Annotated in this window: 27 protein-coding genes and 2 tRNA genes; 20 read left to right on the forward strand and 9 right to left on the reverse strand. The window is 68.9% G+C overall.

The window, feature by feature from the left end; all coding sequences use genetic code 11:
- Positions 1-30 precede the first annotated feature (30 nt).
- The 7 genes from OG876_RS11865 (at position 31) to OG876_RS11890 (ending at position 5614) form a co-directional block, all read left to right on the forward strand.
- Positions 31-107 (forward strand) — tRNA-Ile (locus OG876_RS11865).
- A gap of 29 nt (positions 108-136) precedes the next feature.
- A complete protein-coding gene (locus OG876_RS11870) occupies positions 137-268 on the forward strand; it encodes a DLW-39 family protein (RefSeq protein WP_442914121.1) in 132 nt (43 codons plus the stop codon).
- Between the two features lie 10 nt (positions 269-278).
- A tRNA-Ala gene (locus OG876_RS11875) sits at positions 279-351 on the forward strand.
- Positions 352-985: 634 nt separating this feature from the next.
- Entirely contained in the window at positions 986-1234 is a 249-nt protein-coding gene (locus OG876_RS44000; protein WP_442914172.1) for a GNAT family N-acetyltransferase, read from the forward strand.
- 318 nt (positions 1235-1552) lie between these two features.
- Entirely contained in the window at positions 1553-2413 is an 861-nt protein-coding gene (locus OG876_RS11880; RefSeq protein WP_328524868.1) for a hypothetical protein, read from the forward strand.
- A gap of 643 nt (positions 2414-3056) precedes the next feature.
- Positions 3057-3992 (forward strand): ABC transporter ATP-binding protein, encoded by a 936-nt coding sequence (locus OG876_RS11885; protein ID WP_328524869.1) that lies wholly within the window; start codon positions 3057-3059, stop codon positions 3990-3992.
- Complete coding sequence (locus tag OG876_RS11890) at positions 3989-5614, forward strand: ABC transporter permease (protein ID WP_328524870.1); 1626 nt, start codon at positions 3989-3991, stop codon at positions 5612-5614. Before OG876_RS11885 ends, OG876_RS11890 begins: the two co-directional genes overlap by 4 nt.
- Positions 5615-5672: 58 nt before the next feature.
- Here OG876_RS11890 and OG876_RS11895 read toward each other — a convergent pair whose 3' ends face one another.
- Positions 5673-6071, reverse strand: a complete 399-nt coding sequence (locus OG876_RS11895; RefSeq protein WP_328524871.1) for a nuclear transport factor 2 family protein — start codon at positions 6069-6071, stop codon at positions 5673-5675.
- Positions 6072-6161: 90 nt separating this feature from the next.
- Here OG876_RS11895 and OG876_RS11900 point away from each other — a divergent pair, with 90 nt between their 5' ends.
- The 7 genes from OG876_RS11900 (at position 6162) to OG876_RS11930 (ending at position 11766) form a co-directional block, all read left to right on the forward strand.
- Positions 6162-6734 (forward strand): TetR family transcriptional regulator, encoded by a 573-nt coding sequence (locus OG876_RS11900; protein WP_328524872.1) that lies wholly within the window; start codon positions 6162-6164, stop codon positions 6732-6734.
- A 257-nt stretch (positions 6735-6991) separates the two neighbouring features.
- Entirely contained in the window at positions 6992-7870 is an 879-nt protein-coding gene (locus OG876_RS11905; protein ID WP_442914173.1) for a helix-turn-helix domain-containing protein, read from the forward strand.
- Between the two features lie 10 nt (positions 7871-7880).
- Positions 7881-8495, forward strand: a complete 615-nt coding sequence (locus OG876_RS11910; RefSeq protein WP_328524874.1) for a dihydrofolate reductase family protein — start codon at positions 7881-7883, stop codon at positions 8493-8495.
- Positions 8492-9412 carry an NAD-dependent epimerase/dehydratase family protein gene (locus OG876_RS11915; RefSeq protein ID WP_328524875.1) on the forward strand — a complete coding sequence of 307 codons (921 nt, stop codon included), beginning with the start codon at positions 8492-8494 and terminating at the stop codon, positions 9410-9412. The genes OG876_RS11910 and OG876_RS11915 overlap by 4 nt, the downstream gene beginning before the upstream one ends.
- A 36-nt stretch (positions 9413-9448) precedes the next feature.
- Complete coding sequence (locus OG876_RS11920; RefSeq protein WP_328524876.1) at positions 9449-10237, forward strand: LLM class flavin-dependent oxidoreductase; 789 nt, start codon at positions 9449-9451, stop codon at positions 10235-10237.
- Positions 10238-10424: 187 nt separating this feature from the next.
- Positions 10425-11063 (forward strand): SDR family NAD(P)-dependent oxidoreductase, encoded by a 639-nt coding sequence (locus OG876_RS11925; protein WP_328524877.1) that lies wholly within the window; start codon positions 10425-10427, stop codon positions 11061-11063.
- Between the two features lie 91 nt (positions 11064-11154).
- Entirely contained in the window at positions 11155-11766 is a 612-nt protein-coding gene (locus OG876_RS11930) for an FMN-binding negative transcriptional regulator (protein ID WP_328524878.1), read from the forward strand.
- A 1-nt stretch (position 11767) separates the two neighbouring features.
- On the opposite strand, the gene OG876_RS11935 is transcribed toward OG876_RS11930, so the two are convergent.
- From OG876_RS11935 to OG876_RS11945, 3 genes are read right to left on the reverse strand one after another with little or no spacing between them, the layout of a single operon-like run.
- Complete coding sequence (locus OG876_RS11935) at positions 11768-12388, reverse strand: response regulator transcription factor (RefSeq protein ID WP_328524879.1); 621 nt, start codon at positions 12386-12388, stop codon at positions 11768-11770.
- Positions 12385-13608, reverse strand: coding sequence for a sensor histidine kinase (locus tag OG876_RS11940; RefSeq protein WP_328524880.1), 1224 nt, complete (start codon positions 13606-13608; stop codon positions 12385-12387). The genes OG876_RS11935 and OG876_RS11940 overlap by 4 nt, the downstream gene beginning before the upstream one ends.
- Before the next feature lie 10 nt (positions 13609-13618).
- Positions 13619-14032 carry a hypothetical protein gene (locus OG876_RS11945; protein ID WP_328524881.1) on the reverse strand — a complete coding sequence of 138 codons (414 nt, stop codon included), beginning with the start codon at positions 14030-14032 and terminating at the stop codon, positions 13619-13621.
- A gap of 322 nt (positions 14033-14354) precedes the next feature.
- On the opposite strand from OG876_RS11945, the gene OG876_RS11950 reads away from it, so the two are divergent.
- The gene (locus OG876_RS11950; protein WP_328524882.1) at positions 14355-14999 is read left to right on the forward strand and encodes a VanZ family protein; all 645 of its coding nucleotides are present in this window, start codon (positions 14355-14357) and stop codon (positions 14997-14999) included.
- A 96-nt stretch (positions 15000-15095) separates the two neighbouring features.
- Here the strand turns inward: OG876_RS11950 and OG876_RS11955 are convergent, their stop codons facing one another.
- The gene (locus OG876_RS11955) at positions 15096-15701 is read right to left on the reverse strand and encodes a pentapeptide repeat-containing protein (protein ID WP_328524883.1); all 606 of its coding nucleotides are present in this window, start codon (positions 15699-15701) and stop codon (positions 15096-15098) included.
- 119 nt (positions 15702-15820) lie between these two features.
- On the opposite strand from OG876_RS11955, the gene OG876_RS11960 reads away from it, so the two are divergent.
- Both OG876_RS11960 and OG876_RS11965 read left to right on the forward strand, forming a co-directional pair.
- Entirely contained in the window at positions 15821-16708 is an 888-nt protein-coding gene (locus OG876_RS11960) for an NAD-dependent epimerase/dehydratase family protein (RefSeq protein ID WP_328524884.1), read from the forward strand.
- A gap of 12 nt (positions 16709-16720) precedes the next feature.
- The gene (locus OG876_RS11965) at positions 16721-17476 is read left to right on the forward strand and encodes a protein phosphatase 2C domain-containing protein (protein WP_328524885.1); all 756 of its coding nucleotides are present in this window, start codon (positions 16721-16723) and stop codon (positions 17474-17476) included.
- Here OG876_RS11965 and OG876_RS11970 read toward each other — a convergent pair.
- From OG876_RS11970 to OG876_RS11980, 3 genes are all read right to left on the reverse strand, one after another.
- The gene (locus OG876_RS11970; RefSeq protein ID WP_328524886.1) at positions 17473-18432 is read right to left on the reverse strand and encodes a DUF4328 domain-containing protein; all 960 of its coding nucleotides are present in this window, start codon (positions 18430-18432) and stop codon (positions 17473-17475) included. The genes OG876_RS11965 and OG876_RS11970 overlap by 4 nt on opposite strands.
- Before the next feature lie 76 nt (positions 18433-18508).
- On the reverse strand, positions 18509-20083 hold the full coding sequence (locus OG876_RS11975) for a glycerol-3-phosphate dehydrogenase/oxidase (RefSeq protein ID WP_328524887.1): 1575 nt from the start codon (positions 20081-20083) through the stop codon (positions 18509-18511).
- A complete protein-coding gene (locus OG876_RS11980; protein ID WP_328524888.1) occupies positions 20080-20700 on the reverse strand; it encodes a TetR/AcrR family transcriptional regulator in 621 nt (206 codons plus the stop codon). Before OG876_RS11980 ends, OG876_RS11975 begins: the two co-directional genes overlap by 4 nt.
- Before the next feature lie 118 nt (positions 20701-20818).
- Here OG876_RS11980 and OG876_RS11985 point away from each other — a divergent pair, with 118 nt between their 5' ends.
- Genes OG876_RS11985 through OG876_RS11995 form a run of 3 tightly spaced genes read left to right on the forward strand, consistent with a single transcriptional unit; the run spans position 20819 to position 24177 of the window.
- Positions 20819-22384, forward strand: coding sequence for an FAD-binding oxidoreductase (locus tag OG876_RS11985; protein WP_328524889.1), 1566 nt, complete (start codon positions 20819-20821; stop codon positions 22382-22384).
- 45 nt (positions 22385-22429) lie between these two features.
- The gene (locus OG876_RS11990) at positions 22430-23149 is read left to right on the forward strand and encodes an SDR family NAD(P)-dependent oxidoreductase (protein WP_328524890.1); all 720 of its coding nucleotides are present in this window, start codon (positions 22430-22432) and stop codon (positions 23147-23149) included.
- A complete protein-coding gene (locus tag OG876_RS11995; protein WP_328524891.1) occupies positions 23146-24177 on the forward strand; it encodes an S-adenosylmethionine:tRNA ribosyltransferase-isomerase in 1032 nt (343 codons plus the stop codon). The genes OG876_RS11990 and OG876_RS11995 overlap by 4 nt, the downstream gene beginning before the upstream one ends.
- 204 nt (positions 24178-24381) lie before the next feature.
- Here the strand turns inward: OG876_RS11995 and OG876_RS12000 are convergent, their stop codons facing one another.
- Complete coding sequence (locus OG876_RS12000) at positions 24382-25122, reverse strand: rhomboid family intramembrane serine protease (protein WP_328524892.1); 741 nt, start codon at positions 25120-25122, stop codon at positions 24382-24384.
- Between the last annotated feature and the right edge of the window lie 13 nt (positions 25123-25135).

The following is a 25135-nucleotide window of genomic DNA, read 5'->3' on the forward strand; positions in this document are numbered from 1 at the left end:
TAATCTCTCCCGGGTTCGACCCCGCACCGCGGGCCTATAGCTCAGACGGTTAGAGCGCTGCCCTGATAAGGCAGAGGTCACTGGTTCAAGTCCAGTTAGGCCCACCACCACGAACCCCGATTCCGAGGAGTCTCCAGTGCTGAGAAAGATCCTGCTGGTGCTGCTGGCCGGCATCGGTGGATACTTCGCCTACAAGAAGACCCAGCAGTCCCGCGCCGAGAAGGACCTCTGGGCCGAGGCAGTCGACCGGGTAACCCCCGGCCACTGACCACCCCCACGGGGGCGTAGCTCAACTGGCAGAGCACTGCCTTTGCAAGGCAGGGGTTAGGGGTTCAAGTCCCCTCGTCTCCACAAGTTTCGTTCCCGCGCGGTGCTACGCGCGGCTCCTCCGTCGCCGTGCCCCGCGCCGCTCCCACCCACCCTGCGACGGTGGTGCTGCGCCCGCTCCTGGCGCTGCCGCGCTTATCGCGCGTCTGGGCTCCTCCGTCGCCCAACCGAGCGCCCCGTGGTTGCCACCAACTCACGAGTCGTGAATCGAGGCCGGTCCGGAGGCGGTCTTCGCGCCTCACTTTCACGAATCGTCGCGCAGCACCGCCGCCGCCACGACCCGCATCACGAGCGCTACGCGTCCCTGTGGGATCGAGAAAGCTCGACACTTGACATGCGCCGCGCTGTTCTGGGTTTGCAACTATCGGGGGGCTGGGCAGGTCTGGGCGACTAACGCTCCAGCGGACGTTCTTGCCCTGTTGCTGAGCGTCTGTCTGTGATCGATGAAGCTTGTAGCATCTGCCGCATGTTGATCTAAGAGCGGCATCCCGCCGATCGACAACTCGCGGTGCTTCTGGATGCGGCCTTTGGTGAATTGGTCAATCGCTACGGAGCCGAGGGGCGCTCGCCTGTCCACGGCGATGCTCGGTTCCTGGTCGCGGGACTAGAAAGAAGAGCCGTCGGCTGTGGCGCACTGTAGCCGTCGGGTGACTCGTCCATCGGCGAACTCAAGCGGATGTATGTCGCTCCTGCGTTCCGTGGCCGAGGCATTGGAGGAGCCGTCCTGGCCGGGCTGGAGAAACTCGGAGCGGACATTGGTTACCTCAAGATCCGGCTAGCGACAGGGGTACGGCAGCCTGAAGCTATCGCTCTGTATGAAAGGCGCGGATATTGGTTGATCGAGCCGTACGGCAAGTACGTCGACGACACGCTCGCTCGTTGCTATCAGAAGACTCTCGCCATCTGATATCCCGCCTTGACACGCACGGCCAGCGGACCTGGCTGACCGGTATCCGGTGGGCATTCGCCGTCCCGGCAACATCACGGTAAGGTCACGCGCCAAGCAGAGAGGGCGATGTGGCCTGGGGAACTCGCCCCTGAGTCACCGTGATGCGGCTGGTGCGGAACTGGGACCGCAGTACGACTGCCGATGGTGACCTGCCGACCGGATGGTTCCCCTCCGTCCGGTAATCCGACGCGCCCCGAAAGGTTGCCGCATGTCCGCCATGCCCGCCCACCTGTCAGTCTCCTTCCTTGTCGCGACCCGCGGCGAGAGGGGCCGCCCATGACGCGAACGACCAAGATCACCCTCGGCGCCGCACTGTTCGCTGTGCTGGCCAGCCTCGTCGTCGCCCTGACTGCGACCTCCGGCGGAGCGCAGGCGGAGGCCCAGACGGGGGCACAGACGGCGGCACAGCCACCGACCCGCCATTTCGTGGCCAATCTCAAGGGGTCGACCGCGCCCTTCGCTCTCGGCTACACCCTGGCCGACAAGTCCTCGGTCTCCAGTCTGAGCAGCTTGCCGGCAGGGGTGCAGTCGGTGTTCTGGCTGGGCCAGAAGTGCCCGACCCCGGCTGACAGCAGCTTCAAGGCCAAGATCGACGCCCTCGCCTCGAACCCGAAGGTGTTCGCGTACTACCTGTCCGACGAGCCGCACATCGGGGACTGCCCAGGCGGTCCCGCGGCGCTGCGGTCGCGCGCGGACTACATTCGAGCCGCGAGCGGCGGGCGGCAGAAGTCATTCATCGTGCTGAGCAAGGTGGCCGACTACAAGCCGTTCGCGCCGGCGGGCAGTCATGTCGATCTGGTCGGCCTCGACCCATACCCCTGCTCGATCGCCCACCCTCAGTGTGACCTGAGCAAGATCGGCGAGAAGGTCACCGCGGCCCGGGCGGCGGGCGTCCCGCTGACAGCGATCGTGCCCGTGTACCAGGCGTTCGGCCAGGAGCGGACGACGAGCCACTACTACAACCAGCCGACCGCGGCTCAGGAGCACGCGATCCTGACCGAGTGGAAGCGGCTCGTGCCGTCCCCGGTGATGGACTACACCTACGGCTGGGGCAACCAGGGCAGCGCCAACCCGACCCTGGTCGACTCACTCGCGCTCCAGAACGTCTTCGCAACCTTCTTCGCCACCGGGCGCTGACCCACTGATCCGGTGGCCCTGCCCTCACCGCGGCGGGCCACCGGATCATCATCAAGCAGGGTCTCGCCGCGTCGCGGCAGCAGGTGGTTGTGGCGGGCAACAATCAGGGAGCAGGTCTGCGTTGCCTCGGAAACGTCAACGGTGTCGCCTGGTCTGGTCAGGGGTTCGAGGCGCGTTCGCGGACGCCGACGGCAGTTCGGACTCCTTCGAGCTGTTCGCGGACGGAAACAGGAGGTACCGGCTGACGATGCTCACCGCGCGCCCCGTGGCTGACACATGGGACGTTCGGACCTGGCTCCCCGGCTCCTGAGCAGCATCTCGCAATGGCCCGCATCAACCACGTTCTTCACCCACTGAGAGTCCGCGCCGAAGTTCGCCCCGACAGCGACCCAGTGTCCGCGTCTGAACGCGCGGACGGGAGTGCGGTACGTACGGTTCGCCGCCCCGTATGCACCAAGACCGCAAGGGAACCTGCTCGACCCGCGAGCCGCAACGCAACCGGGTTGTGTCACCGGACCCTCTTCCGGGTGACATAAGGCCGGCTTGTCGGTGGCGTTCGGCCCTGCCTGCCCGTGCGCGGTTGCGATGTGCTGAGAGTTGTGGACGTCTGGATCGGCGAGAAGGGTCAAGGGAAGTGATCTCAGTGACGGCTGCGATAGCGATCTCCGGACTTGTGAAGGACTTCGGCCCCAGGACCCGGGCCCTTGACCATCTCGACCTGCATGTCGAGACCGGTGAGGTGCATGGGTTCCTCGGGCCCAACGGCGCTGGGAAGACAACCACCATCCGGGTCCTGCTCGGATTGCTGCGCGCCGACGACGGACACGTCGCCCTGCTCGGCGGTGACCCGTGGCGCGACACTGTGGCGTTGCACCGGCGTCTGGCCTACGTGCCCGGTGAGGTGAACCTGTGGCCCAACCTCACGGGCGGCGAGGTGATCGACCTGCTCGGCGATCTGCGGGGAGGGCTCGAACCGAAGCGCCGGGAGGAGCTCCTCGAGCGCTTCCAGCTCGACCCGACCAAGAGGGTTCGCGCCTACTCCAAGGGAAACCGGCAGAAGGTCGCCCTCGTGGCCGCGTTCTCCTCCCCCGTGGAGCTCTACCTGCTGGACGAGCCGACCTCGGGGCTGGACCCACTCATGGAAGCGGTTTTCCAGGACGTCGTCCAGCAGCTGCGCGCGGCCGGACGGAGCATCCTGCTGTCCAGCCACATCCTCTCCGAGGTCGAGGCGCTGTGCGACCGCGTCACCATCATCCGAGCGGGCCGGGCTGCCGAAACCGGCAGCTTCGAGGAGCTGCGTCACCTCACCCGCACGTCGGTGGTCGTTGACACCGCCAAGCCGCTGGAGTCGGTGACACGGTGGCCCGGCGTCCACGACGCCCGGGCGCACGACGGCCACGCGGAGTTCAGCGTCGACCCGGGCGAGCTGAACCAGGTCCTCGAGCACCTGGTCGACCTCCAGGTGCGGTCGATGACGACCTCGCCACCCACCCTCGAGGAGCTGTTCATGCGGCACTACGGCGAGGACATCGCCGCGCCTGCCGGGGATGCAGACGCCGAGGCGGTGACGGCACGATGAGCGGCTTCACAGGCACGACCCGGCTGGTCCGCCTCGCGCTGCGGCGCGACCGGATCACGCTGCCCGCATGGATCCTCGGCATGGCCGCATTCTTGGCTGCGACGACCGCCATGTTCGAGGACAACTACTCCAAACACCCCCAGCTCCTGGAGCCGGACACCCGCATCGTCACAGATAACCCCGGAATGCGCGTGCTCGGCTTGATGACAGGCTCCAGCGTCGGTGGCTACACCATGCACCGAGACGCCCTGACCCTCGCCGTGCTCGCCGCCGTGATGAGCATCCTCGCAGTCGTGCGACACACCCGTCAGGCCGAAGAGCTCGGTCGCGAGGAGATGCTGGGTGCCGGCGTGGTCGGTCGCTACGCTTCGCTGGCCGCGGCCGTGATCGTCGCGCTTGTTGCGAACCTTGTCCTGGCCGTGCTGCTCGGACTCGGGATGGTGGTCGCGGGACAACCCGCGGCCGGGTCCCTGGTCGCCGGTACGTCGATCGCCCTGGTGGGCGTGGCCTTCACCGGCGTCGCCGCGGTGACGTCGCAGTTCGCGTCGACCACGCGCGGCGCGATCGGTCTTGCCGGTGCGGGCCTCGGCGTTGCCTTCCTGCTTGCGGCGCTCGGCAACATGCTCGGAACCGTGGACTCTGCCGCCCTCAGGATCACCAGCGCATGGCCGGCCTGGCTCTCCCCGATCGGCTGGGGCCAGCAGATGCGGCCGTTCGCCGACAACCTGTGGTGGCCGCTCGGGCCCGCCGTACTGGTCCTGGCCGCGCTGTTCTGGTTGGCCGTCGTCCTCGTCGGCAGTCGCGACGTCGGTCGGGGAATGTGGCCCGAACGCCGGGGTGCCGCCCACGCGAGCCCGGTCCTGCTGAGCCCTGCCGGCCTGGTCTGGCGGCTGCAGCGTGGAACGCTGTGGGGCTGGGCGATCGGCCTGTTCGGCTTCGGCCTGATCTTCGGTGCGCTCAGTGACCAGATCGGGGGACTCGAGGGAGCGGCCACGGAGTGGTACGCGACCTTCGGCGGTCACGCCGACCTGCTCGGCGCGTACTGGGCCTCGATGATGCAGATGGCGGGAATGGCCGTGGCCATCTACGTAGTCACGCTCTTGCTTCGCCTGCACCACGACGAAGCGCACGGCACGCTGGAGTCGGTGCTCGGCACCGCAGTCTCGCGACTTCGCTGGCTGGGCGCGTACGCCGTTAACACGCTGGCCGGGGCCATGTTGCTGATCCTGGTCTTCGCAGTGGCGATGGGCATCACCGGTGGTCAGGTGCTCGGCGGCACCGCACCTCTGGTGCATGATCTGGTCATCGCCGCGCTGGTCCAACTCCCCGCCGTCGGCGTCCTGGGAGCCGCGGTCGTCACGGTGGTCATGTTGCTGCCGCGTTGGTCGGTCGGTCTGTCCTGGGCACTGGTGGTGGGCTCGATCATCGTCGGGCCGATGTTCGGCCCCTCACTCGGGCTGCCGAGGTGGCTGCTGGACCTGTCGCCCTTCACTCAGGTGCCCAACGCACCAGCCGTCGCCGTCACCTCCGGACCGATCCTGGGTCTGGGCCTGGCCTGCCTTCTGCTGGCCGCCACAAGCGTCGTGGCCCTGCGCCGCCGGAACCTGGCACTCCCAGCCTGACGGACTCCGAGGTTGCAGTTGGTCTTCGCCGTCCCAAACTGAGCAGCGGGATTGGAGGTTAGGTGGTGAGGTTGGGGATGGTGGTGGCGCCTATGTAGTCGCGGAAGAGTTTGATTTCGCCGTTGTGGATGTGGAAGACCTGGATGCAGGGGGCTTCGAAGGGTGCGCCGGTTGTGGTGTGGCGGATTTCGGTGACGAGTTCGATGATCACGACGTCGGGATCCGTGGTCTGGTGCAGCTGGACGACGCGCAGGTCGATGATCTCCACCGGGCGGTCGCTGGTGTCGAGCGAGAACTCGCGGATGGCGTCGCGGCCCTCCAAGCGGGCGGGCAGGCCGTCGACGGCGAACGGCAGCTCGATCACGCCGTCCACCGCGAACAGGCCGGCGAACGACTCGAAGTCGCGAGCAACGAGGTATTGGCGACGAAGTTCCAGTACGTCGAGTGGGCTCCTCATGGTCTCTCCTCTTCATTCAACAGACGTAGAACGGTTCAACGAGCGTAGAACGAAACCGGGCTATCGGTCAACGGGCGTAGAATGAATGGGATGAGCGATTCCACGCCGCGGTCGTCGCGGGCCCAGCAGCGGATCGACACGCAGGAGCGGATCCTGACTGCAGCACGGCGGCTGTTCGCCGAGGCGGGGTACGACCGGACCACGATCCGGGCCGTCGCCGCGGCGGCGCAGGTGGATGCCGGCCTGGTGATGCACTACTACGGGAGCAAGGAACAACTGTTCGCGCTCGCCACCCGAACCGAGATGCCTTCGGTAACGGGCGAGACGGCTGAGGAGATCGCCGAGCAACTGCTCGATCGTCTTCGGCAGTCGCTCATCGAGGAGCCGATCGGTTCACTCGCGGCGCTGCGGTCGATGCTCACTCGTCCGGACGCGGCGGCGGAGGTGCGGGGCAACGCTCACGCCGATCGCGTCAAAGTCAGCAAAGCCATCCCCGGCGACGACGGCGACCTCCGCGCCGCCGTGATCAGCGCCGTACTCATCGGAGTCGTCGTCGGCCGCCACCTGGTCAAACTCGACCAACTGGCCGACGCCGATCCCGAAGAGATCGTCGAACTCCTCCGACCCGCCGTCCTCTCCCTCACCAAGGCCGACCCCGCCTGACACCAACAGCCGCTGTCCCTCAAGGCGACGCTCCGAGTTGGCTCGGGTGGGACGGTGGTCTGCCAGGGTCAGTAGTTGGCCGGCTGAGTGTCGGCCCGGGGCGGGGATGCGGTGTGCCGCTGAGCGCGCAGGCTGGAGCGCACGTGAAGCCCGGCAGGAACGCGCACAGCGCGGTGGCGGGTCGCTGTCGCACCTGGCTCGCACGGTCAGGCGAAGGGCGGTGTTCCGGTCGGCCGCTTCGGTGCGACGATGCAATTGTGGAGTCCTACGTCGAGCGTGCGCCTTTGCCGGGGTTGGCGGGGGTGGTGCGGACGGTTTGGGTTCAGCGGACGGGTGATGCGGCGTACGTGCAGCGGCATCTGCCGACCGGTGGGGTGGAGATTCACTTTCCGATCTGCGGCCGGCCGCAGTTGGTGGGGCCGCTGACGGGGCCGGAGGTCGAGGTCATTCCAGCGCACACCACGATCGTGGGCGTACGGTTCCATCCGGGTACGGCGCCGCCGCTGCCGGCAGTGCTTGACGATCTGGTGGATCAGCGACTGGGCCTGGCCGAGTTGTGGAGAAGCTCGGCGGATCGGCTCGTGGAGGCGATCGCCCTGGCCGGGACGCCCGAGCGGGCGTTGAGGTTCTTGCAGGTCCACCTGCTGCAGGAGTTTCGGCCTACGGTCTGCGTGGATCCTCTGGTGGGCGAAGCCGTGCAGGCGCTGATGCCCTGGCATTCGGTCAACATCGACAGCCTGGCCACCCACCTGGCACTCTCCGCGAGCCAACTGCGTCGCCGCTGCCTGCAGGCGGTGGGCATGAGTCCGAAGGTTCTCCAGCGGACGTTGCGTTTTCAGGGATTTCTCGCACTGGCCCAGGCCGGCGCCACACCCACCGGCCGGCGTGGAGCGGACGGCATGGCGGGGCTGGCGGTTGACGCCGGGTACGCCGACCAAGCGCACCTCAGCCGGGAATGCCTGCGCCTGACCGGCGTCACCCCGCGCCAACTCCTCGGCGGGGACATCGAACGGTGCGCCTGCGGCCACGACCACTCCGCCTCGTACGCGCCCTTCCTCGCCACCCGTTCGCAAGCCGCCACTACGCGTCCGGTCCTGCTCGATTCGTTCAAGACTCGTCGTCACGCCCGCGCGTAGGTTCGACCGCATGTCAGACATGAGCAAGGTCTTCAGCGCCCACGCCGTCTCGGTCGACGGCTACATCAGTGGTCGCACCCCGGACGGCGTCGACGACTTCGGCCGCGGTCTCGGTGACGCAGGCATGCTCTTCGACTGGTACTTCGACGGGGACACGCCCAGCCAGGTGTTCGGCGGCTTCAAGCTGAGTGAGCCAAGCGCCCGCTTCTTCGACGTGGTCGCCGACCGAGTCGGGGCGACGGTCTCCGGGCGTACGACGTACGAGCACTCCAGCCATTGGGGCGGCGGTGGTCCACAGCCGACTGCACCACTCTTCGTCCTCAGCCACCGGCCCGCACCTGAGATCAGCGAGAAGCAGACACTCGTCACCACCGGGATCGAGGACGCGATCGCGGCGGCCCGCGCGGCCGCCGGGGACAAGGACGTCGCCATCATGGGCGGCGGCGCGCTGACCTCCGCTCTGGCGGCGGACCTCGTCGACGAGGTGATCCTCCATCAGGTGCCCGTCCTGCTCGGTGGCGGTCGCAGCTTCTTCCAGGCCGTCCCGAAGCACGTGAACCTCCGCCTGCTCACGGCCATCGCGGCACCCGGCGTGACGCACCTCCACTACGAGGTGGTCCGATGATCCTTGTCACCGGAGGGCTCGGCATGATCGGTGCCCACACCGCCCGGGCGCTCGTCGATCTCGGCCGCGAGGTCGTCGTCACCACCCATCGCCGGACCGAGGTCCCGTCGTTCCTCGCCGGCGACGTCACGGTGGAAGCTCTCGACGTCACCGATCGGGACGCGTTCCTGGCCCTCGGCGATCGCTACGACATCAGCGACATCGTGCATCTCGCGGGCAGCATCCCCGACGAGGACCCGGTCCAGTTCTTCCGCACGGACCTGACCGGCCTGCTCAACGCGCTGGACGCCGCACGCACCTGGGGCGTACGCCGGTTCGCTGTCGCCAGCAGCCTCGGCGTGTACACCAGCCGGACCGAGATCCCCTGGCACGAGGACCTCGCGCTCCCCACCACGGCGCTGCCGCACCTGATCATCGCCTTCAAGAAGGCGGTCGAGCCACTCACGACACACAGCCTTCAGGGCAGCGGCGTCCAGCCGGTCGTACTGAGGATCGGGACCGTCTGGGGACCGCTCGTCGACCCGGAAACACCGTTCTTCCACATCCCGCCGTACATCAGCGCCGTCCTGCGTGGTGACAAACCACAGCCGCTGTATGCCGACGATGGCGGCGACTCCTGCTATGCGCCAGACGCCGGACGCGCGATCGCGCTCCTGACGACCACGGACGCCCTGCGGCATGACACCTACAACGTGTCCAGCGGCCGGCCGTACACCAACCGCGAGTTCGCGGACGCCCTGCAGGCGATCTCCCCCAGCCTGCAACTCGACCTCCGCCCCGGACGGCAGACCGGCCCCGGCGACAACCCATACCTCGACATCACTCGGCTTACCGAGGACACCGGCTTCACTCCGGCGTTCGACGTCCCCGCGGCCGTAGCCGACTACGTCACCTGGCGAGCGAAGCAACCCCGCTGACGGAATAGGGCCGCCGGGGTGGAGGTTGCCGGAAGTATGGGACTTGAGATTGGCGTGATTCTCCCGACCTCGACGCCGGATCCGAAGCAACCGATTCTCGGGGATGTGCGCGAGAGCGCACGGTTCGCCGAGGAGATCGGGCTGGACTCGGTGTGGTCGACGGATCATCTGATCGCGAGCGCGCCGATGCTGGAGAGCTCGGTGGTGCTGGCCACCGCGGCGGCGGTGACGGAGCGGATCACCGTTGGATTCAACGTGATGCTGCTGGCGCTGCGTCCGGTCGCGTGGGCGGCGAAGCAGGTGAACACACTGCAATTGGTGTCCAACAACCGGCTCGTCCTCGGCGTCGGCACCGGCAACCCAGCGCACGGTGACATCGGCTGGCGCGCGGCCGGCGTGGAGTTCGCGGACCGCGGCCGGCTCACCGACGAGGCACTCGACAAGCTGCGCGATCTGATCGCGGGCAAGCCGACGGTACTCGCGGACGGCCTCGAGGCGACCCTGGCGCCCGGGTCGGCGGTGCCGCCGATCGTTGTCGCAGGCAACGGACCACGGGCTCATCGGCGGGCGGCGACGTACGGCGACGGGTGGGCGACGATCGCGATGTCGCCGGCCGAGATCCGGACGAACCTTGCCCGGATCAACGAGCTCGCCGCCGAGCACGACAGGCCTGCGCTCAAGGCAACAGTCGTCGCACCCCAGCTGGAGGGTGACCCGGCCGAGCAGTTCGCGGCGTACGAAGCGGCAGGCGTCGAACGCGTGATCCTCCCGCCCGCCGTCGACTGGCGCCGCGCCTATGAGAACGCCGCCAAGCTCAAGGCCTAGGTCCCCCGAACCACACTTGGTCCCACCGCGGCTCAAACCCCATCAAGCACCATGGTGAGGACGATGGCCGTCAGTGCGCGTCAGCGCAGCCCACAGGTGGAACGGCGGGGGGTGGGAGCGCTCCAGCGCCGTGCTCCCACGGGGCTGATTTGACCTTGACGTTGGTGTCAGGCTTTACGGTCGTGGCATGGCTGGAATCGTGGTGGTTGGAGTTGGACCGGGCATCGGCGTGGCGGTAGCCCGGCGGTTCGTGCGGGAGGGGATGAGTGCCGGGCTGATCGCGCGGTCGGAGGAGAAGGTGAAGGCCGCGGCCGATGCGCTCGCGGGCGCCGAGGTGCTCGCGGTCGCGGCCGACTGCACGGACGAGGTCGGGCTGCGGGCCGCGCTCGATCGGGTGATCAACGCGCACGGCGTACCGGACGTGGTCGTCTACAACGCGGCGGTCATCCAGCCGGATGCGGTCGGCGACCTGACGGCTCAGCAGCAGCTGGACGCCTGGGCGGTCAACGTGGTCGGTGCGATCACCACCGCGGCCTACGTCGTACCGTCGATGGTCGAGCGCGGGCGTGGCACGTTCATCATCACCGGTGGCATGCCCGAGCCGAAGCCCGCCTATGTCAGCCTCTCCCTCGGCAAGGCCGGCGTCCGGACGCTCGTCACCCTGCTCGACCAGCAGTACGGCGCCGCGGGCATCCACGCAGCCACCGTCACTGTGGGCGGTGGAGTCGCTCCCGGCTCGCTGTGGGACCCGGAGGACATCGCTGACCACTACTGGCGCCTGCACGCCCAGCAGCGGGCAGACTGGACGCACGAAGTCGTGCTGTGAGTGGACTGGTCAAGATCCTCCGGATTGGCCCTGTCGGCGGGCGGCCGGCGTCGGTGAGACTGTTGCTGTTCGCAACCGATGAGGATCGCTGATGTATGTTCCCGCCCACTTCGCCGCCGACGATGAGGCGGTGCACGAGCTGCTCGCCCACCACGGCGCCGCCGACCTGGTGACGATGACCACGGACGGGCTGGTGGCGACCATGCTGCCGTTCGTCCACGACCGTTCGCGGAACGTGCTGCTCGGGCACTTCGCCCGGAACAACGACCACTGGCGCCGGACCGTGGTCGGCGAGGCGCTGGTGATCATGCGCGGGCCGGACGCGTACGTCTCCCCGGCCTGGTACGAGTCCAAGCGCGAGCACGGCCGGGTGGTGCCGACCTGGAACTACGTCACCGCGCACGTCTACGGGACCATGACCGTGCACGACGATCCGGCCTGGGTCGAGGACGTCGTACGGCGCTTGTCGGATCACCACGAGGCGGGCCGAGCCGAGCCGTGGTCGGTCGACGACGCGCCGGAGAAGTTCGTCAGTGGGCAGCTCCGGGCGATCGTCGGCGTAGAGATCGCGATCAACCGGATCGAGGCGAAGTTCAAGCTCAGCCAGAACCGGCCGGAGGCGGACGTCGACGGGGTGATCGCGGGGCTCCGCGCGGACGGCGATGACCGGACCGCGGCCGCGGTCGCCGAGCATCGGCGCTGACTCAGAGCAGACCGCGCCGGAAGCCCTCGGCGACGGCGGAGGCGCGATCGGGCACCTCGAGCTTGGCGTAGATGTTGAGCAGATGCGTCTTGACCGTCGCCTCGCTGATGAACAGATGAGCGGCGGCCTCCCGGTTGGTGTTGCCGGCTGCGACGAGCCCGAGGACTTCGAGTTCCCGCGGGCTGAGCACGGCAGGCGGGGGTGGCGTGCGGACGCGATTCATCAGCGTGCTCGCCACCGACGGCGCGAGCACCGACTGGCCGTCTGCTGCGGCGCGGACGGCGCGCAGCAGCTCGTCGCGGGGTGCGTCCTTCAGCAGATAGCCAGTCGCGCCGGCCTCGATCGCGGGTACGACGTAGCCGTCCGTGTCGTAGGTGGTCAGGACGAGCACCCGAGCGGCGACCCCGCGCTTCGCTAGTTCGGCGATCGCGGCCAGGCCGTTCACGCCCGGCATCTGCAGATCCATCAGGATCACGTCCGGCCGCAGCGCCTGCGCCAGCCCGATCGCCTCGGCGCCGTCGGCGGCCTCGCCGACCACCTCGAACTCGGGCTCGGCAGCGAACATCCCGCTCAACCCGTCCCGGACCACCGGATGGTCATCCGCGATCAGCAGCCTGATCATGCCGGCGCCCCCGCCGCGGTCATGGGGATGCTCGCGGAGATCGCCGTACCGGATCCTGGCTCGGACTCGATCTCCAGCGTCCCGTTGAGCGCCTCGATCCGCTGCCGCATCGCGACCAGGCCGAAGCCACCGCCAGTGGACGCGGTCCGGCGGGACGGGTCGAAGCCGATGCCGTCGTCGCGGACGTCCAAGGCGACCTCCTTCTCCATGTAGGACAGCGTCACACCGACGCGGGTCGCCTGCGCGTACTTCGCCACGTTCGCGAGCGCCTCCTGGATCGCGCGGAGCAGGCCGGCCTCGGCCTCGGGGGTCATCACCCGTGGCGTGCCGGTGGTCGCCAGTTGTACGTCGATCCCGTGCAGAGCCGACCAGCGTCCTACGACGTCGGCGATCGCCTCGCTCAGCGTTGCCGTCTGCAAGGGCTGTGGACGGAGGGCATCGACCGAACGGCGCGCTTCGGTCAGGCTCTCCCGGGCCAGACCGACCGCGGCCGTGACGTGCCGGCGCCAGTCCGCGGCGTGCTCGGCCGCCTGGAGTTGGGTGACGATCCCCGTCAGGCCCTGCGCGAGCGTGTCGTGGATCTCGCGGGCCATCCGATGCCGCTCGTCGTGCACGCCGGCCTCGCGCGCCTGGGTCACCAACTGGTCGTGCAGGACCGCGTTCTCGGCCATGGTCACCTCGAGGCGACGGTTGGTCTCGGTCAGCGCGTCGACCGCCTCCTGGCGCTGCCGGCTGAGCACGTCACTGCGCCAGCCGAGCCACGCGGCCAGGCACATCCCGACCACGTTCACTCCGAGCACCGCGACGTACGCGAGCAGACCGAACGCGTCGGTCTTCGGGATGTCGTACGCCTGCGCCGTACCGGCGACCAGGGCGACAGCCGCGACGCCGGCCAGACGGGACGGCCAAGGCAGCAGGACGAACGCGTAGAAGTAGCCGGCCGGCGTGAGGAAGCCGAACCACGAGTCGCGGACCACCAGCACGGCCAGGATCAGCACGAAGCCGGTGATGAAGACCACCATCGGTCCGTACCGCTCGCGCCGGGCCGGGCGCAGCGTGAACATCAGGAGCATCCACAGCGCGGCCGCCGCACAGAGCGCCAGATCCACAAGCATCGCCCGGGTGTCGGTACGGCGAACCAGCACAGTGACCGCGGTGAGGAAGGCGAGCAGCGCGTACGGCACCACGGTCACCCGCACCGGCCACACCCGCTCGCTCATCCGTCCTCCTTCACCGACCAGTGAACACCGACCGTAGGTGCTTGCCGTTGACCAGCAAGGCGACCCCGAGCAGCAGCAGGCCGCAGATCGCCTGCTCGCACTTCATCCACAGCGGGAAGGTGCCTGGCAACGCGATGATCACCACGATCGCGACCAGCATGATCGCCGACACCAGCCGCAGCCGGAGGAACCCCTTCCGGGATCCGCGCGCCGCCCGCCGGGCGAACGCGAACGTGAGCAGCGAGCTGGCGACCACGATCGTGCCGCGGGTCCAGACCGCGGCGTTGACCGCGGCCGTGTCGTTGCGCAGGGCAATGATGGCGACCAGCGTCAGCACGCTGATGGCCAGATACCCGCCGACCAGCAGTTGCACACTCCGCAACGCTGCCGCACTGCGCGGGTGACGCACGTCCACAGTGGACATCTCCGGCTCCTTTCGAAAGCTCGACCACTCCAGCGTCGCGGTCCGGGGCCTTCGCCCACATCGACCGCCGGGCCATATCCACGCCTCGTCCGGCTGACCAGGCCCTCCACCGATCGGTGGAGGGCAGGCAATTGATCGTTGCCCCGAGCACCTTTCTTCCATGACAGTTTGTGCACGGATTGTCACGGACTGTTTGCGGGTGCGTGCAGATGTCCGGACAAGCCTGGCGGGCGCGGGGCGGACGGCAGATCGTCTTGTGAGGAAGCGCAATCGACGAGGAAGAGATCGAGACAGCCGGTCGACCACGGGAGGGTCCGGACGCGTGCTCGAGACTTATCGCGGCATCCCACATCTACTGGACACCTGGCTCGTCCTCACCGGCATGGCGTTGCCGATCGCCGTCTCGTCGCTGCGCCGGCCCGGCGACCTGATCCCCCGGCTGGCGGCCTTCTGCCTGCCGGTGGCCCTCGCCCTGGTACTCGCGGCAACCCTCAGCCCGACCGCACACCGGCTGGGCCAGGTCGGCCAGTGCGGCGCTCACCTGACCACCACCGGCGGCCTCACCTCACTCCAGGGCCTGCTCAACGTCCTGCTCTTCGTCCCGGCCGCCGGCATGCTCACGCTGGCCGGCGGCCGCCCGGGCGACGGGATCGCCGCCGGGATCGGGATGTCGGCCGCTGTCGAGGCGATCCAGGCGCTGGTCCCGCAACTCGGGCGGTCATGTCAGTTGCACGATCTGATCGCGAACTCGCTCGGCGCGTTCTGCGGGGTCGGTCTCGCGGCCGGCCTGCGGACCCTCACCCGCAGCCGCCGGTTGGTGACGGGCCCGTACGTCGTCGAGCACGCCGCGATGCTCGTCGTACGGGCCCGGCGGTCGGCGCGGCACCGGCGCGGCGGGCTGGTTCAGCGGCCTGTACCAATACCGAAACCGGCCACTGGGCTACGTGCGGTAGTCAGGGCTCGGTGAATATCACAGAACGTAGACGAAGTTATCCGGATGGTTATCCACAGGTTGTGGATGGAACGGGGGATGACTGCGCAACTACGCGGAGATATCCACAGGTCAGGGCCGGACATCCAGTCCGAGGGTGGCCGCGACGACCATCGCCTGAGCGACGTCGATCCGGGCGTCTCTGAGCGTGACGGTCAGTGGCTCGAGCGTGGACAGGTCGGAGCCGCGCAGGTCGGCCCCAGTGAAGTCGGCTCGCTGCAGCGACGCGCCGGACAGATCGAGGTCGCGCAGCGTCGCCTTCGCCGCACGGATGCCGGTCAACTCCGCCTCGCGCAGTTTCACCCCGGTGAACTCGGTCCCCTTCAGGTCCGCGCCCGGCAGACCGGTGAACGACCAGTCGCCGCCGGACACCTTCAGCAGGTTGAAGGTGCAGTCGTCGAAGTAGCTGCCGACGAGCTTGCAGCGGGTGAAGGTGGTGTCGAACAGCGAGCAGCGGACGAAGGTGCAGTTCACGAACGCCGCGTCGGTGTGGGTCGAGGCGTTGAAGCGGACCCCGCGGAACGTGCACTCCTCGAAGATCCCGCCGCGGTTGTCCACCTCGGTCAGGTCCGAGTCGATGAACAGCACCCGGTGGTAGGTCTGCCCGGACGGGTCGGCGTCGTCCCAGTCGCGGATCGTCGACTCGGTCGGCGCTCCCGGTCGCGCACGGTCGGCCATGAATCTCCCTCGGTCGGTCCCCTGGAGCCCCCACCCTGCCATCCCGAGCCGACAGAGTTGTGATCCGTACGACGGAGAACGGTAGGCCGACCGACAACTACGGGCCGCACGATGGAGGGGTGACCGGAACTGAGCGGGTGATGGTGTTCGGCGCGGGAGGTTTCCTCGGCGCCAGGATCTGCGCGCTGCTCGCCGACCGCGGGGTCGAGTACCGCGGCCTGAGCCGGAGCCGGGGTGAGCCGTACCGGCTGTGCGACCTGGCCGCGATGCACTCGTACGCCCTGGACACCCAGATCGGCATGTACAAGCCGACCGTGATCGTCAACGCCGCCGGCGCCACGCTGGGCGAGCCGGCCGACCTCGTCCGGGCCAACGTGATCGCGGTAGAGGCCCTGCTCGCCTCGGCCCGGGACAACGCCGGCCACGCCCGCTTCGTCCAGCTCGGTTCGGCCGCCGAGTACGGCGGTGGTCCGCACGGCACCAGCCTGGACGAGCAGACCGAACCCCGCCCGGCCGGTCCGTACGGCGTCACCAAGCTGGCCGGCTCCGAACTCGTCCTGCGCGCCCAGCGGAACGGCGCGGACGCCGTCGTGCTCCGGATCTTCGATGTGATCGGCCCCGGCGCGCCCGCGAGTACCTTGCCGGGTCGCGTGATCAGGGATCTCCGGTCGCGCCAGTTGATCGAGGTCGGATCGCTCGACGTCTGGCGGGACTTCGTCGACGTCCGCGACGTCGCCGAGGCCGTGGTCGCGGTGGCGCTCGCGGACGCCAAGCTCCCGCCGGTCCTGAACGTCGGCACCGGCCGGGCGACGCTCGCCCGCGATGTCGCCGGTCAGCTGTTCGAGCTGAGCGGGCAGCCGGCGAAGATCGTCGACGACATTCAGGACGGCGGGCCGGGGGTGAGCTGGCAGCAGGCGGACATCACGTTGATCGGCGCACAGCTCGGCTGGTCGCCCAAGATCTCGCTCGAACAGTCACTGGCCGACGGTTGGTCCGATCAGCCGTAGGAGACTGGGTGGGTGGAGATCCGCTTGCTCAGCCTGCCCGCGCCGGATCGGCGACCACCCGCGGTGAACGAGGATCTCGTGCTCACCGGGCCCGACTTCGTCGTCGTCCTCGACGGCGCCACCGCTCCACCGGGCGTCGACTCCGGCTGCCGGCACACCGTCGCCTGGCTCGTCGGCCAACTCGCGACCCGGCTCGCGCCGCCCCTTCTCTCGCGCTCGTCCGCGCCGCTCACCGACCTGCTGGCCGAAGCGATCACAGCAGTCCGTGCTGCGCACGCCGACACCTGCGACGTCACCAACCCGGACAGCCCGTCGTCCACCGTGTCGATGCTCCGCATCCGGCCGGACCACGTCGAGCATTTGGTGCTGGCCGACTCGCCGATCATCGTGCGGTCGCCGGCCGGCGCGATCACCGTCCACAGCGACGACCGCATCGACCTCCTCCCCGAGCACTCCCTGGCCGCGGTCCGCCGGCTCCGCAACCAGCCCGGCGGCTTCTGGGTGGCGAGCACCGAGCCCGAGGCGGCGTACCAGGCGCTTACGGGTACGACGGATCGCGCCGACGTGGACGTGGTCGTCGTACTGACCGATGGAGCGTCCCGGTACACCGAGCGCTACGGCCACTCGTGGGACGACCTGGTCGACGTCCTCACCACCGACGGACTGCGTGAGTTGATCGACCGGGTCTGGGCGTACGACGAGGCCGCGCCGGCCAGCCCTCGCGGGAAGCGGTACGACGACGCGAGCGTCGTACTCTGCCGTCCCTAGGTGCGCGGGCCGTACGACGGGAAGGTCGGGCCGGGGTTGTTGAACCGGGGTGCGTACTGCGGCGGCTCGGGCGGCGGCAGCACGTCGGTGACGCGCGGAACCTCGGCCCGGTCCTGCTGCCAGCGAGTGATCTGAAGGAGCAACAGCGAGGCGGCGATGCCCGCGACGATCAGCAAGACGGTCGCCACCGTGAAGCCGATGTTGACCGCGAGCGCGACCCGGACCATGAAGTCCTGCAGGTCGTAGATGTCGACGTAGTCACCGGTCGCGTCGGCGGCGTCGGCCGCATCGACCAGGCGGACGACCCACACGATGAAGCCGATGAAGGCGATCCCACCGCCGCCGATCAGGATCACCCAGAATCCCGTCCACGACGCCCACCACCCATACAGCAGCGCGCGCATCCGACCGGTCCGGGTCGCGCCCGGCTGCTCGAGCGGCTCGCTCGCGGTGGCGACGTCCTGGACGATCTCCAACGGATACCAGAACTGCACGATCGGGCAGAACCACGAGCCGACCACCCAGCCCTGCACCCGCCGATGCAGGCCGCGGGCCGGGTCGACCGGCGGCCCGGGACGCGGCGCCAGCGGTGAGTGCAGGAAGTCGGTGTTCTCCCGCGCTTGCCACAGCCAGATCAGGAAGGCGACGGCCGTGCCCATCAGCAGGTAGCTGACCAGGTTGAGCAGCGGTCCGGTGCCGGCGATCGACTGGATGCCGCGGTTGACCTCCTCCTCGGACAGCAGTCCGTAGACGAACCGCTTGACGTCGTCGTACGAGCTCCACAGGAGCGCGGACTGGATCACCGCCGCGACCGCGGTCAGCCCCATCAGCACGATGCTGACCAGCGCGATCTTCCGCAGCGGCCGGTACCGCGGCGGGATCGGCGCGGGCTGGTACGGCATCGGTCCATACGGGCCCGGATACTGCGGATATTGGCCTGGATACGGCTGCGTCATCTGTCCACCTCCCCGCAGCCAAGTTAACCCAAGGCCAGGAGCGATCAACCCCTTGTCCACAGGTGAAAAGCTGCAACTAGACGGTGGCGAACGCCTGCTGGACCGCGGGCAGCGCGAGCTCCCGATCCACGGCCGACAGCCCGATCCGGGTCCGCCGGTCCAGTACGTCGTCCACCGTCAGCGCACCCTCGTGCCGGATGGCGAACAACAGCTCGGCGTACGTCGTCCGCAGTCCGGGCGCGATCGGCTCCAGCAAACCCGGCGCTCCCGCGATCACCTCGGGCGCCTCGACGCCGTACCGCTGGACGAATCGCGACGGCGCCCGCACGGCCGCCAGCCGGACCCGATCGGCCGCGCCGACCAGCGGAAGCCGGTGGGTCAGGCAAGGCCGGCGTACGTCGAGGGTGGACTGCTCCAGCGCCTTGTCGAGCGCGTCCTGCGCCATCCTGCGGTAGGTGGTGAGTTTCCCGCCGACGATCGTCACGAGCCCGTCGTCGCTGGTGATCACCGCGTGACGCCGGGAGATGTCCGCGGTCTTGTCCGCACCCTTGTGATGCCGTGTGTCGAGAAGTGGGCGGAGACCGGCATACGTGCCGAGGAGGTCAGCCCGCGTCAGCGGCGTCTGCACCGCGCTGCTGATGGTGTCGAGGAGGAAGTCGATCTCCGCGTCGGTGGCCTGCGGTACGTCGTTCACCGGGCCGGGCGCGTCCTCGTCGGTCAGACCGAGGTACACCCGGTCGTCCGGCGCCGGGATCGCCATCACCACGCGGCGCAGCTCACCCGGCACGGGCACGGTCAGGATGGCGGACAACCCGCCGAAGGCGGACTGCGGCAGGACGAGATGCGTCCCCCGGCTGGGCCGCAGCCTGATGCCGGCGGCGACCTGACCGGCCCAGATCCCGGCGGCGTTGATCACCACCTTCGCGTCCACGGACAGGCGGTGCCCGGTCAGTTGGTCGACCAGGACGGCACCGCGTCCGGTGACCTCGGTGGCGGCGACCCGGGTGAGAATGCGGGCGCCGTACTGCGCCGCGGTCCGCGCGATCGCGACCACCAGCCGGGCGTCGTCGTACAACTGACCGTCCCAGGTCAGGAAGCCGCCGCGCAGGCCTTCCGGCCGCAGGGTCGGGGCGTAGCGGAGGATCTCGGCCGAGCTCACCCGGCGCGAGTGCGGCAGGAAGTCGTCGCTGGTCCGCGCGAACGTGCGCAGGACGTCGCCGCCGAGGAACGCCGACCGCAGCATTGCGGCCTGCGCGAACTTTGCGTGCGGCAACCATGGCGCGACCTGCGGGATCGGGTGGACCAGGTGTGGCGCGGTCGTCTTCATCAGGATGCCGCGCTCGACGGCGCTCTCGTACGCGATGCCGACATGGCCGGAAGCGAGGTAGCGCAGCCCGCCGTGCACGAGCTTCGAGCTCCAGCGGCTGGTGCCGAACGCGAGGTCGTGCTTCTCGACCAGGGCAACTGACAGGCCGCGGGCGGCCGCGTCCAGGGCGACGCCGGCGCCGGTGACCCCGCCGCCGATGACCAGGACGTCGACCTTGCCGGTCGTGCCCAGCCAGTCCAGCTCGCGGGTCCGGCGCGCCGCGTTCAGGCTGGCGTTGCCGACCGTCCTGAACTCCTTCCCCGCGCCGCCGCCCCGGTCGATCATGGCGTCAGGTACTTGGTGAGCATGTCGCGCAGCTCGTCGTCGAGCTTCGGATACTCGTCCTTCGCGGCCATCACCGGACCGGAGACCGCCGAGGCCAGCGAGACGAGGATGATCTGCCGGGCCAGCCAGACCGGATCGCCGGACCGGATCGAGCCGTCGGCCTGGCCCAACTTGATGCCCTCCTCGACCAGCTTGAGATGCGCGACGGTGCTGCTACCGCGGCGCTCGAGCAGGTACGGCGTGAGGAACTCGGGGTCGAGCTCGATGATCTTGCGCATCAACGGGTGGACCCGGGTCTGCGCGACCACCTCGACCACGCCCTCGACCAGCCGGGACCGGCCGTCCGCGGCGTCCGGCTGGAATGCCGACACCAGCGCGGTGGTCCACTCCCGGGTCATCAGCGCGGCGACCACGGCCTGCACGTTCGGCCAGCGCCGGTACAGGGTCGCGCGGGAGACCTCGGCATGCCGGGCGATGTCGGCCATCGTCATCCGGCGCATCCCGATCGCGAGCAGCAGCTCGTAGGCCGCGTCGAGGATCCGCTCCTCGCCGATCGCGTTCGCGGGCGCCGGACGGGCGCTGGTCTCGGGCTCCGACTCGCTGCTACGCTGAGACATCACATGTCAGAGTGTATCAGCGACTGTGTCGTCCCGAAACTGTCCGTGGGAGGTGGGAGCCAGGGGGTTCCACCTCCCACGGACGCTACCTCGCAGCACCGCCGAAAGGGAGCCCACGATGACCGAGTCGGACCTTCCGGTGGTGCATCTCACGCCCGGCCGTTGGGGCGACCCCGCCCACCCCGTCGCCCTCCCGCCCGCCGCGCTCGAGGCCCTGAAGCACCTCGGCGTACGACGCCCGCAGACGGATCCCGTGGACCCGCTGGTCGCAGCCGACCGATCCGGTCTGATCCCGGAGCAACTGTCGTTCCTGGCCGGAGTGGTCGGTATGGAGCACGTTGCTTCCGACCTGGACTCGCGGTGGGCACACACCCGCGGCTACTCGACCACCGACCTGCTCCTCCACCGCTTGGGTGACACGTCCGATATGCCCGACGCCGTCGTCTACCCGGCGACCCACGACGAGGTCCTCGCCCTCCTCGCCGGCGCTGCTGACCACGACCTCGCAGTCGTGCCCTACTCCGGGGGCACCTCGGTGGTCGGCGGACTCGCTCCCGATCGCCGCTTCGTCACCGTGGATCTGCGCCGGCTGGATCAGCTCGTCGCACTGGACGAGATCTCGCGAACCGCGACGCTCCAGGCGGGTGTCCGAGGTCCGGCGGCCGAAGCACTCCTCGCCGAACGCGGCTACACACTCGGCCACTTCCCGCAGTCCTACGAGGGCGCGTCGATCGGCGGCTATGCGGCCGCGCGGTCGAGCGGGCAGTCGTCCGCCGGGTACGGACGCTTCGACCAGATGGTGGTCGGGCTGACACTCGCCACCCCGCGCGGGACCATCGAGCTCGGCCGGGCGCCGATGTCCGCGGCCGGGCCGGACCTGCGCCAGCTCGTGCTCGGGTCCGAGGGCGCGTTCGGGATCATCACGTCGGTCGTCGTACGGATCCGGCCGCGACCGGCCGAGCGGCACTTCGAGGGCTGGCGGTTCGAGAGCTTCGCCGACGGTCTGACCGCGATCCGGCGACTGGCGCAGGACGGGCCGTTGCCGACGGTGCTGCGGTTGTCCGACGAGGTCGAGACGGCGGTGAACCTGGCCGATCCGGATGTGCTCGGTGGCCGGTCGGGCGGCGTACTGGCGATCATCGGGTTCGACGGCCCGTACAACTCCGGGACGGCCGAGGTCCTGACCGCGGCCGGTGGGCAGAATCTCGGTGAGGGGCCTGGTGAGACCTGGCGGGTCGGCCGCTACCGAGCGCCGTACCTGCGTGATCCCTTGCTCGACGAGGGCGCGCTGGTCGAGACCCTCGAGACGGCAGCCTTCTGGTCCCGTATCCCCGAGCTCAAGGCTGCCGTCACGGAGGCTTTGGTGCAGACGCTGACCGAGCAAGGCACGCCACCACTGGTTCTCTGCCACGTGTCCCACCTTTACGAGACCGGTGCCTCGCTGTACTTCACGGTGATCTCGGCGCAGACCGACGATCCCGTGCGGCAATGGCGTACGGCGAAAGCCGCCGCCAGCCAGGCGATCGCGACCGCCGGCGGCACCATCTCCCATCACCACGGCGTCGGCACCGACCACCGCGCGGCCTACGCCGACGAGATCGGTCCGCTTGCGCTGGAAGCCCTCCAAGCCGTCAAGCACGTCCTCGACCCCGGCGCCGTCCTCAACCCCGGCATTCTGATCTGACGGAACACTTGACCTCAAGTTCACTTGAGGGATGACAGTCGGGGCATGACTCCTGAATCCTCCGACCGTCCTGTCGCTCTCATCACCGGTGCGTCTGCCGGTCTCGGACTCGCGCTGGCGCACGGACTCGCCGGACGCGGCTGGGTGCTGGTGATCGATGCCCGCGGCGCCGAAGCGCTCAAGGACGCGGCCGACGCGCTGGCGAGCCACACCGACGTGGTCCCGCTCGCCGGCGACGTCACCGACCCGTCGCATCGCGCCGACCTGGTCGACGCCGTGGCCGGGCTCGGCCGGCTCGACCTGCTCGTCAACAACGCGAGCTACCTCGGCCCGAGTCCCCTGCAGGCGTTGGGGTCCGCCGATCTCGACGAACTGCGTCGCGTCTACGAGGTCGACGTACTCGCACCGATCGCTCTGACCCAAGCCCTGCTGCCATCACTCACCGCGGCGTCGGGTGTGCTGCTCAACATCAGTTCTGACGCCGCAGTGGAGGCATATGAGACGTGGGGCGGCTATGGCTCCGCCAAGGCCGCACTTGACCACGCGACCCGAGTCCTCGCTGCTGAGCACCCCACGCTGTCCGTGTACGCCGTCGATCCGGGTGATCTGCGTACGGCGATGCACCAGGCCGCGTTCCCCGGCGAGGACATCTCGGACCGGCCCGAGCCGGCGACCGTCGTACCGGCGTTCCTGCAGTTGCTCGACAGCAGGCCGGAGAGTGGGCGCTACCGAGCCGCCGAGTTCGCGCCGGCGGTGAGGTCGTGAGGGTGCATCCCCACACCAGATTCGTCCTGCCCGATTCACTCAACGCCGGCGAACCACCGGAGGCTCGGGGGCTGTCGCGGGATCAGGTGAAGCTGCTGGTCGCGGAGGGGTCGACCGTCACGCACACCCGCTTCGACCGGATCGGCGAACATCTGCGACCGGGAGACCTGCTGCTGGTGAACACGTCCGGCACACTGCCCGCGGCCGTCGACGGCTCATGGATCAGCGGCTCCGGTGTGGAGCCGGTGGTCGTGCACTTCTCCACTGCGCTCGACGACGGCACTTGGGTGGTCGAGTTGCGCAACGGCGGCGCGCCGATGTTCGGCGGTACGGCGGGCGACCACGTCGAACTGCCAGAGGGTGTGCTGACCCTGCTGTCGCCGTACCAACCGGGCTCCAATCGCCTATGGCGGGCGAAGCCTCCAGTGGCGGATGTGCTCGGCTATCTGGAACGCCATGGCCGTCCGATCACCTATAAGTACGTCGGTCAGCACTGGCCGCTGGCGTCGTACCAGACTGTCTTCGCGCGCGAGCCTGGCAGTGCGGAGATGCCCAGTGCGGCAAGGCCGTTCAGCTTCGAGCTGGTGAGTCATCTGGCGTCGCAGGGCGTGCTGATCGCGCCGATCCTCTTGCATTGCGGGGTGTCATCACTCGAGAGCCACGAACCCCCTTTGCCCGAGCGGTACGACGTACCCGAGCACACGGCCCGCCTGGTCAACTGGGTCAAGGCCAACCGAGGGCGCGTGATCGCAGTCGGCACGACCGCGGTCCGCGCCATCGAGTCAGCCGTCAGGCCAGATGGCTCGGTCAGCGCGGCGCACGGCTGGACCGACCTCGTCCTCGGCCCGGATCACCCGGTCCGAGTTGTGGATGGCCTCGTGACCGGGATGCACGCACCCGAGGCCTCGCACCTACTCCTTCTCGAGTCGGTCGTCGGAGGCAGCACGGTCCAGCGCGCCTACGACGCGGCTCTGGACGAGCACTACCTCTGGCACGAGTTCGGCGACAGTTGCCTGCTGCTGCGCTGACGGCGCCGGCAACTGTCCGTCATTGCCCGGCCGTGCACGTTTCTCCACCGCACGTGGACTCATCCCAGCTGTCCTAACCACTTGGGTCCCCCGTCGGGACGTCACCTGATTAGACGAGCATCTGCCCCCGCTGTCATCCGCATTCACACAACCGAGCAGAAATTGTGGCCTAGCCCAATTAGTCGCCTTGTGAACGGCCGGGGGTCAGGTGCGGGTTTTCTTGCGGCGGTGGTTGCTGGTTTGGAGGAAGACCCAGGCTACGGCTGCGCCGGTGAGGAAGCCGCCGAGGTGGCCTTGCCAGGAGATGCCGGGGATGGCGAAGGACAGGACGGCGGTGATGGCGATGTAGCCGAGGATCCAGGTGACGTCGAGGCCGCGGGCGCGGTGGACCACCAGGAGGGCACCGACCAGGCCGAGGACGCCGCCGGACGCGCCGAGGGTCGCCGAGCCGGGGGCCGCGAGCAGCCAGACCGCGAGGCCGCCGCCGAGGGCGGACAGCAGGTAGAGGGTCAGGAACCTGATCCGGCCGAGCATCTGCTCCAGTGGCGGACCGAGCACGTACAGCATGAACAGGTTCGAGAAGATGTGGAAGATCTGCACGTGGGTGAAGGCCGACGTGAGCAACCGCCACGGCTCGCTGTCCACCAGCACCGGGACCAGCACCAGATCGTTGACGATCCGGGCGCCGCCGGCATGGACGGCGATGAAGACCAGCACGTTGATCGCCATCAGGCTGAGCGTGACGACTTGCGGGTTGCCGCGCTGAATGCCGCCGAGCGAGGTCCGGGTGCGCGGCACCGACTTCACGCCCTCGTTGAAGCAGCTCGGGCACTGGAACCCGACCGCGGCGCTGTTCATGCAGGCCGGGCAGATCGGCTTGTCACAGCGCTGGCAGCGGACCCCGGCGGGCCGATCCGGGTGCCGGTAGCAGACGGTCTCGGTCACGCGGCTGGATCCT

The sequence above is a fragment of the Kribbella sp. NBC_00359 genome, assembly GCF_036097425.1.
Classification (GTDB): domain Bacteria; phylum Actinomycetota; class Actinomycetes; order Propionibacteriales; family Kribbellaceae; genus Kribbella.

What these genes read in the sequence shown, in the direction of transcription:
- OG876_RS11880 (WP_328524868.1), top strand. Translation starts at nt 1,553, where the DNA reads ATGACGCGAACGACCAAGATCACCCTCGGCGCCGCACTGTTCGCTGTG.
- OG876_RS11890 (WP_328524870.1), top strand. Translation starts at nt 3,989, where the DNA reads ATGAGCGGCTTCACAGGCACGACCCGGCTGGTCCGCCTCGCGCTGCGG.
- OG876_RS11895 (WP_328524871.1), bottom strand. Translation starts at nt 6,071, where the DNA reads ATGAGGAGCCCACTCGACGTACTGGAACTTCGTCGCCAATACCTCGTT.
- OG876_RS11900 (WP_328524872.1), top strand. Translation starts at nt 6,162, where the DNA reads ATGAGCGATTCCACGCCGCGGTCGTCGCGGGCCCAGCAGCGGATCGAC.
- OG876_RS11910 (WP_328524874.1), top strand. Translation starts at nt 7,881, where the DNA reads ATGTCAGACATGAGCAAGGTCTTCAGCGCCCACGCCGTCTCGGTCGAC.
- OG876_RS11915 (WP_328524875.1), top strand. Translation starts at nt 8,492, where the DNA reads ATGATCCTTGTCACCGGAGGGCTCGGCATGATCGGTGCCCACACCGCC.
- OG876_RS11920 (WP_328524876.1), top strand. Translation starts at nt 9,449, where the DNA reads ATGGGACTTGAGATTGGCGTGATTCTCCCGACCTCGACGCCGGATCCG.
- OG876_RS11925 (WP_328524877.1), top strand. Translation starts at nt 10,425, where the DNA reads ATGGCTGGAATCGTGGTGGTTGGAGTTGGACCGGGCATCGGCGTGGCG.
- OG876_RS11930 (WP_328524878.1), top strand. Translation starts at nt 11,155, where the DNA reads ATGTATGTTCCCGCCCACTTCGCCGCCGACGATGAGGCGGTGCACGAG.
- OG876_RS11935 (WP_328524879.1), bottom strand. Translation starts at nt 12,388, where the DNA reads ATGATCAGGCTGCTGATCGCGGATGACCATCCGGTGGTCCGGGACGGG.
- OG876_RS11940 (WP_328524880.1), bottom strand. Translation starts at nt 13,608, where the DNA reads ATGAGCGAGCGGGTGTGGCCGGTGCGGGTGACCGTGGTGCCGTACGCG.
- OG876_RS11945 (WP_328524881.1), bottom strand. Translation starts at nt 14,032, where the DNA reads ATGTCCACTGTGGACGTGCGTCACCCGCGCAGTGCGGCAGCGTTGCGG.
- OG876_RS11955 (WP_328524883.1), bottom strand. Translation starts at nt 15,701, where the DNA reads ATGGCCGACCGTGCGCGACCGGGAGCGCCGACCGAGTCGACGATCCGC.
- OG876_RS11970 (WP_328524886.1), bottom strand. Translation starts at nt 18,432, where the DNA reads ATGACGCAGCCGTATCCAGGCCAATATCCGCAGTATCCGGGCCCGTAT.
- OG876_RS11975 (WP_328524887.1), bottom strand. Translation starts at nt 20,083, where the DNA reads ATGATCGACCGGGGCGGCGGCGCGGGGAAGGAGTTCAGGACGGTCGGC.
- OG876_RS11980 (WP_328524888.1), bottom strand. Translation starts at nt 20,700, where the DNA reads ATGTCTCAGCGTAGCAGCGAGTCGGAGCCCGAGACCAGCGCCCGTCCG.
- OG876_RS11985 (WP_328524889.1), top strand. Translation starts at nt 20,819, where the DNA reads ATGACCGAGTCGGACCTTCCGGTGGTGCATCTCACGCCCGGCCGTTGG.
- OG876_RS11990 (WP_328524890.1), top strand. Translation starts at nt 22,430, where the DNA reads ATGACTCCTGAATCCTCCGACCGTCCTGTCGCTCTCATCACCGGTGCG.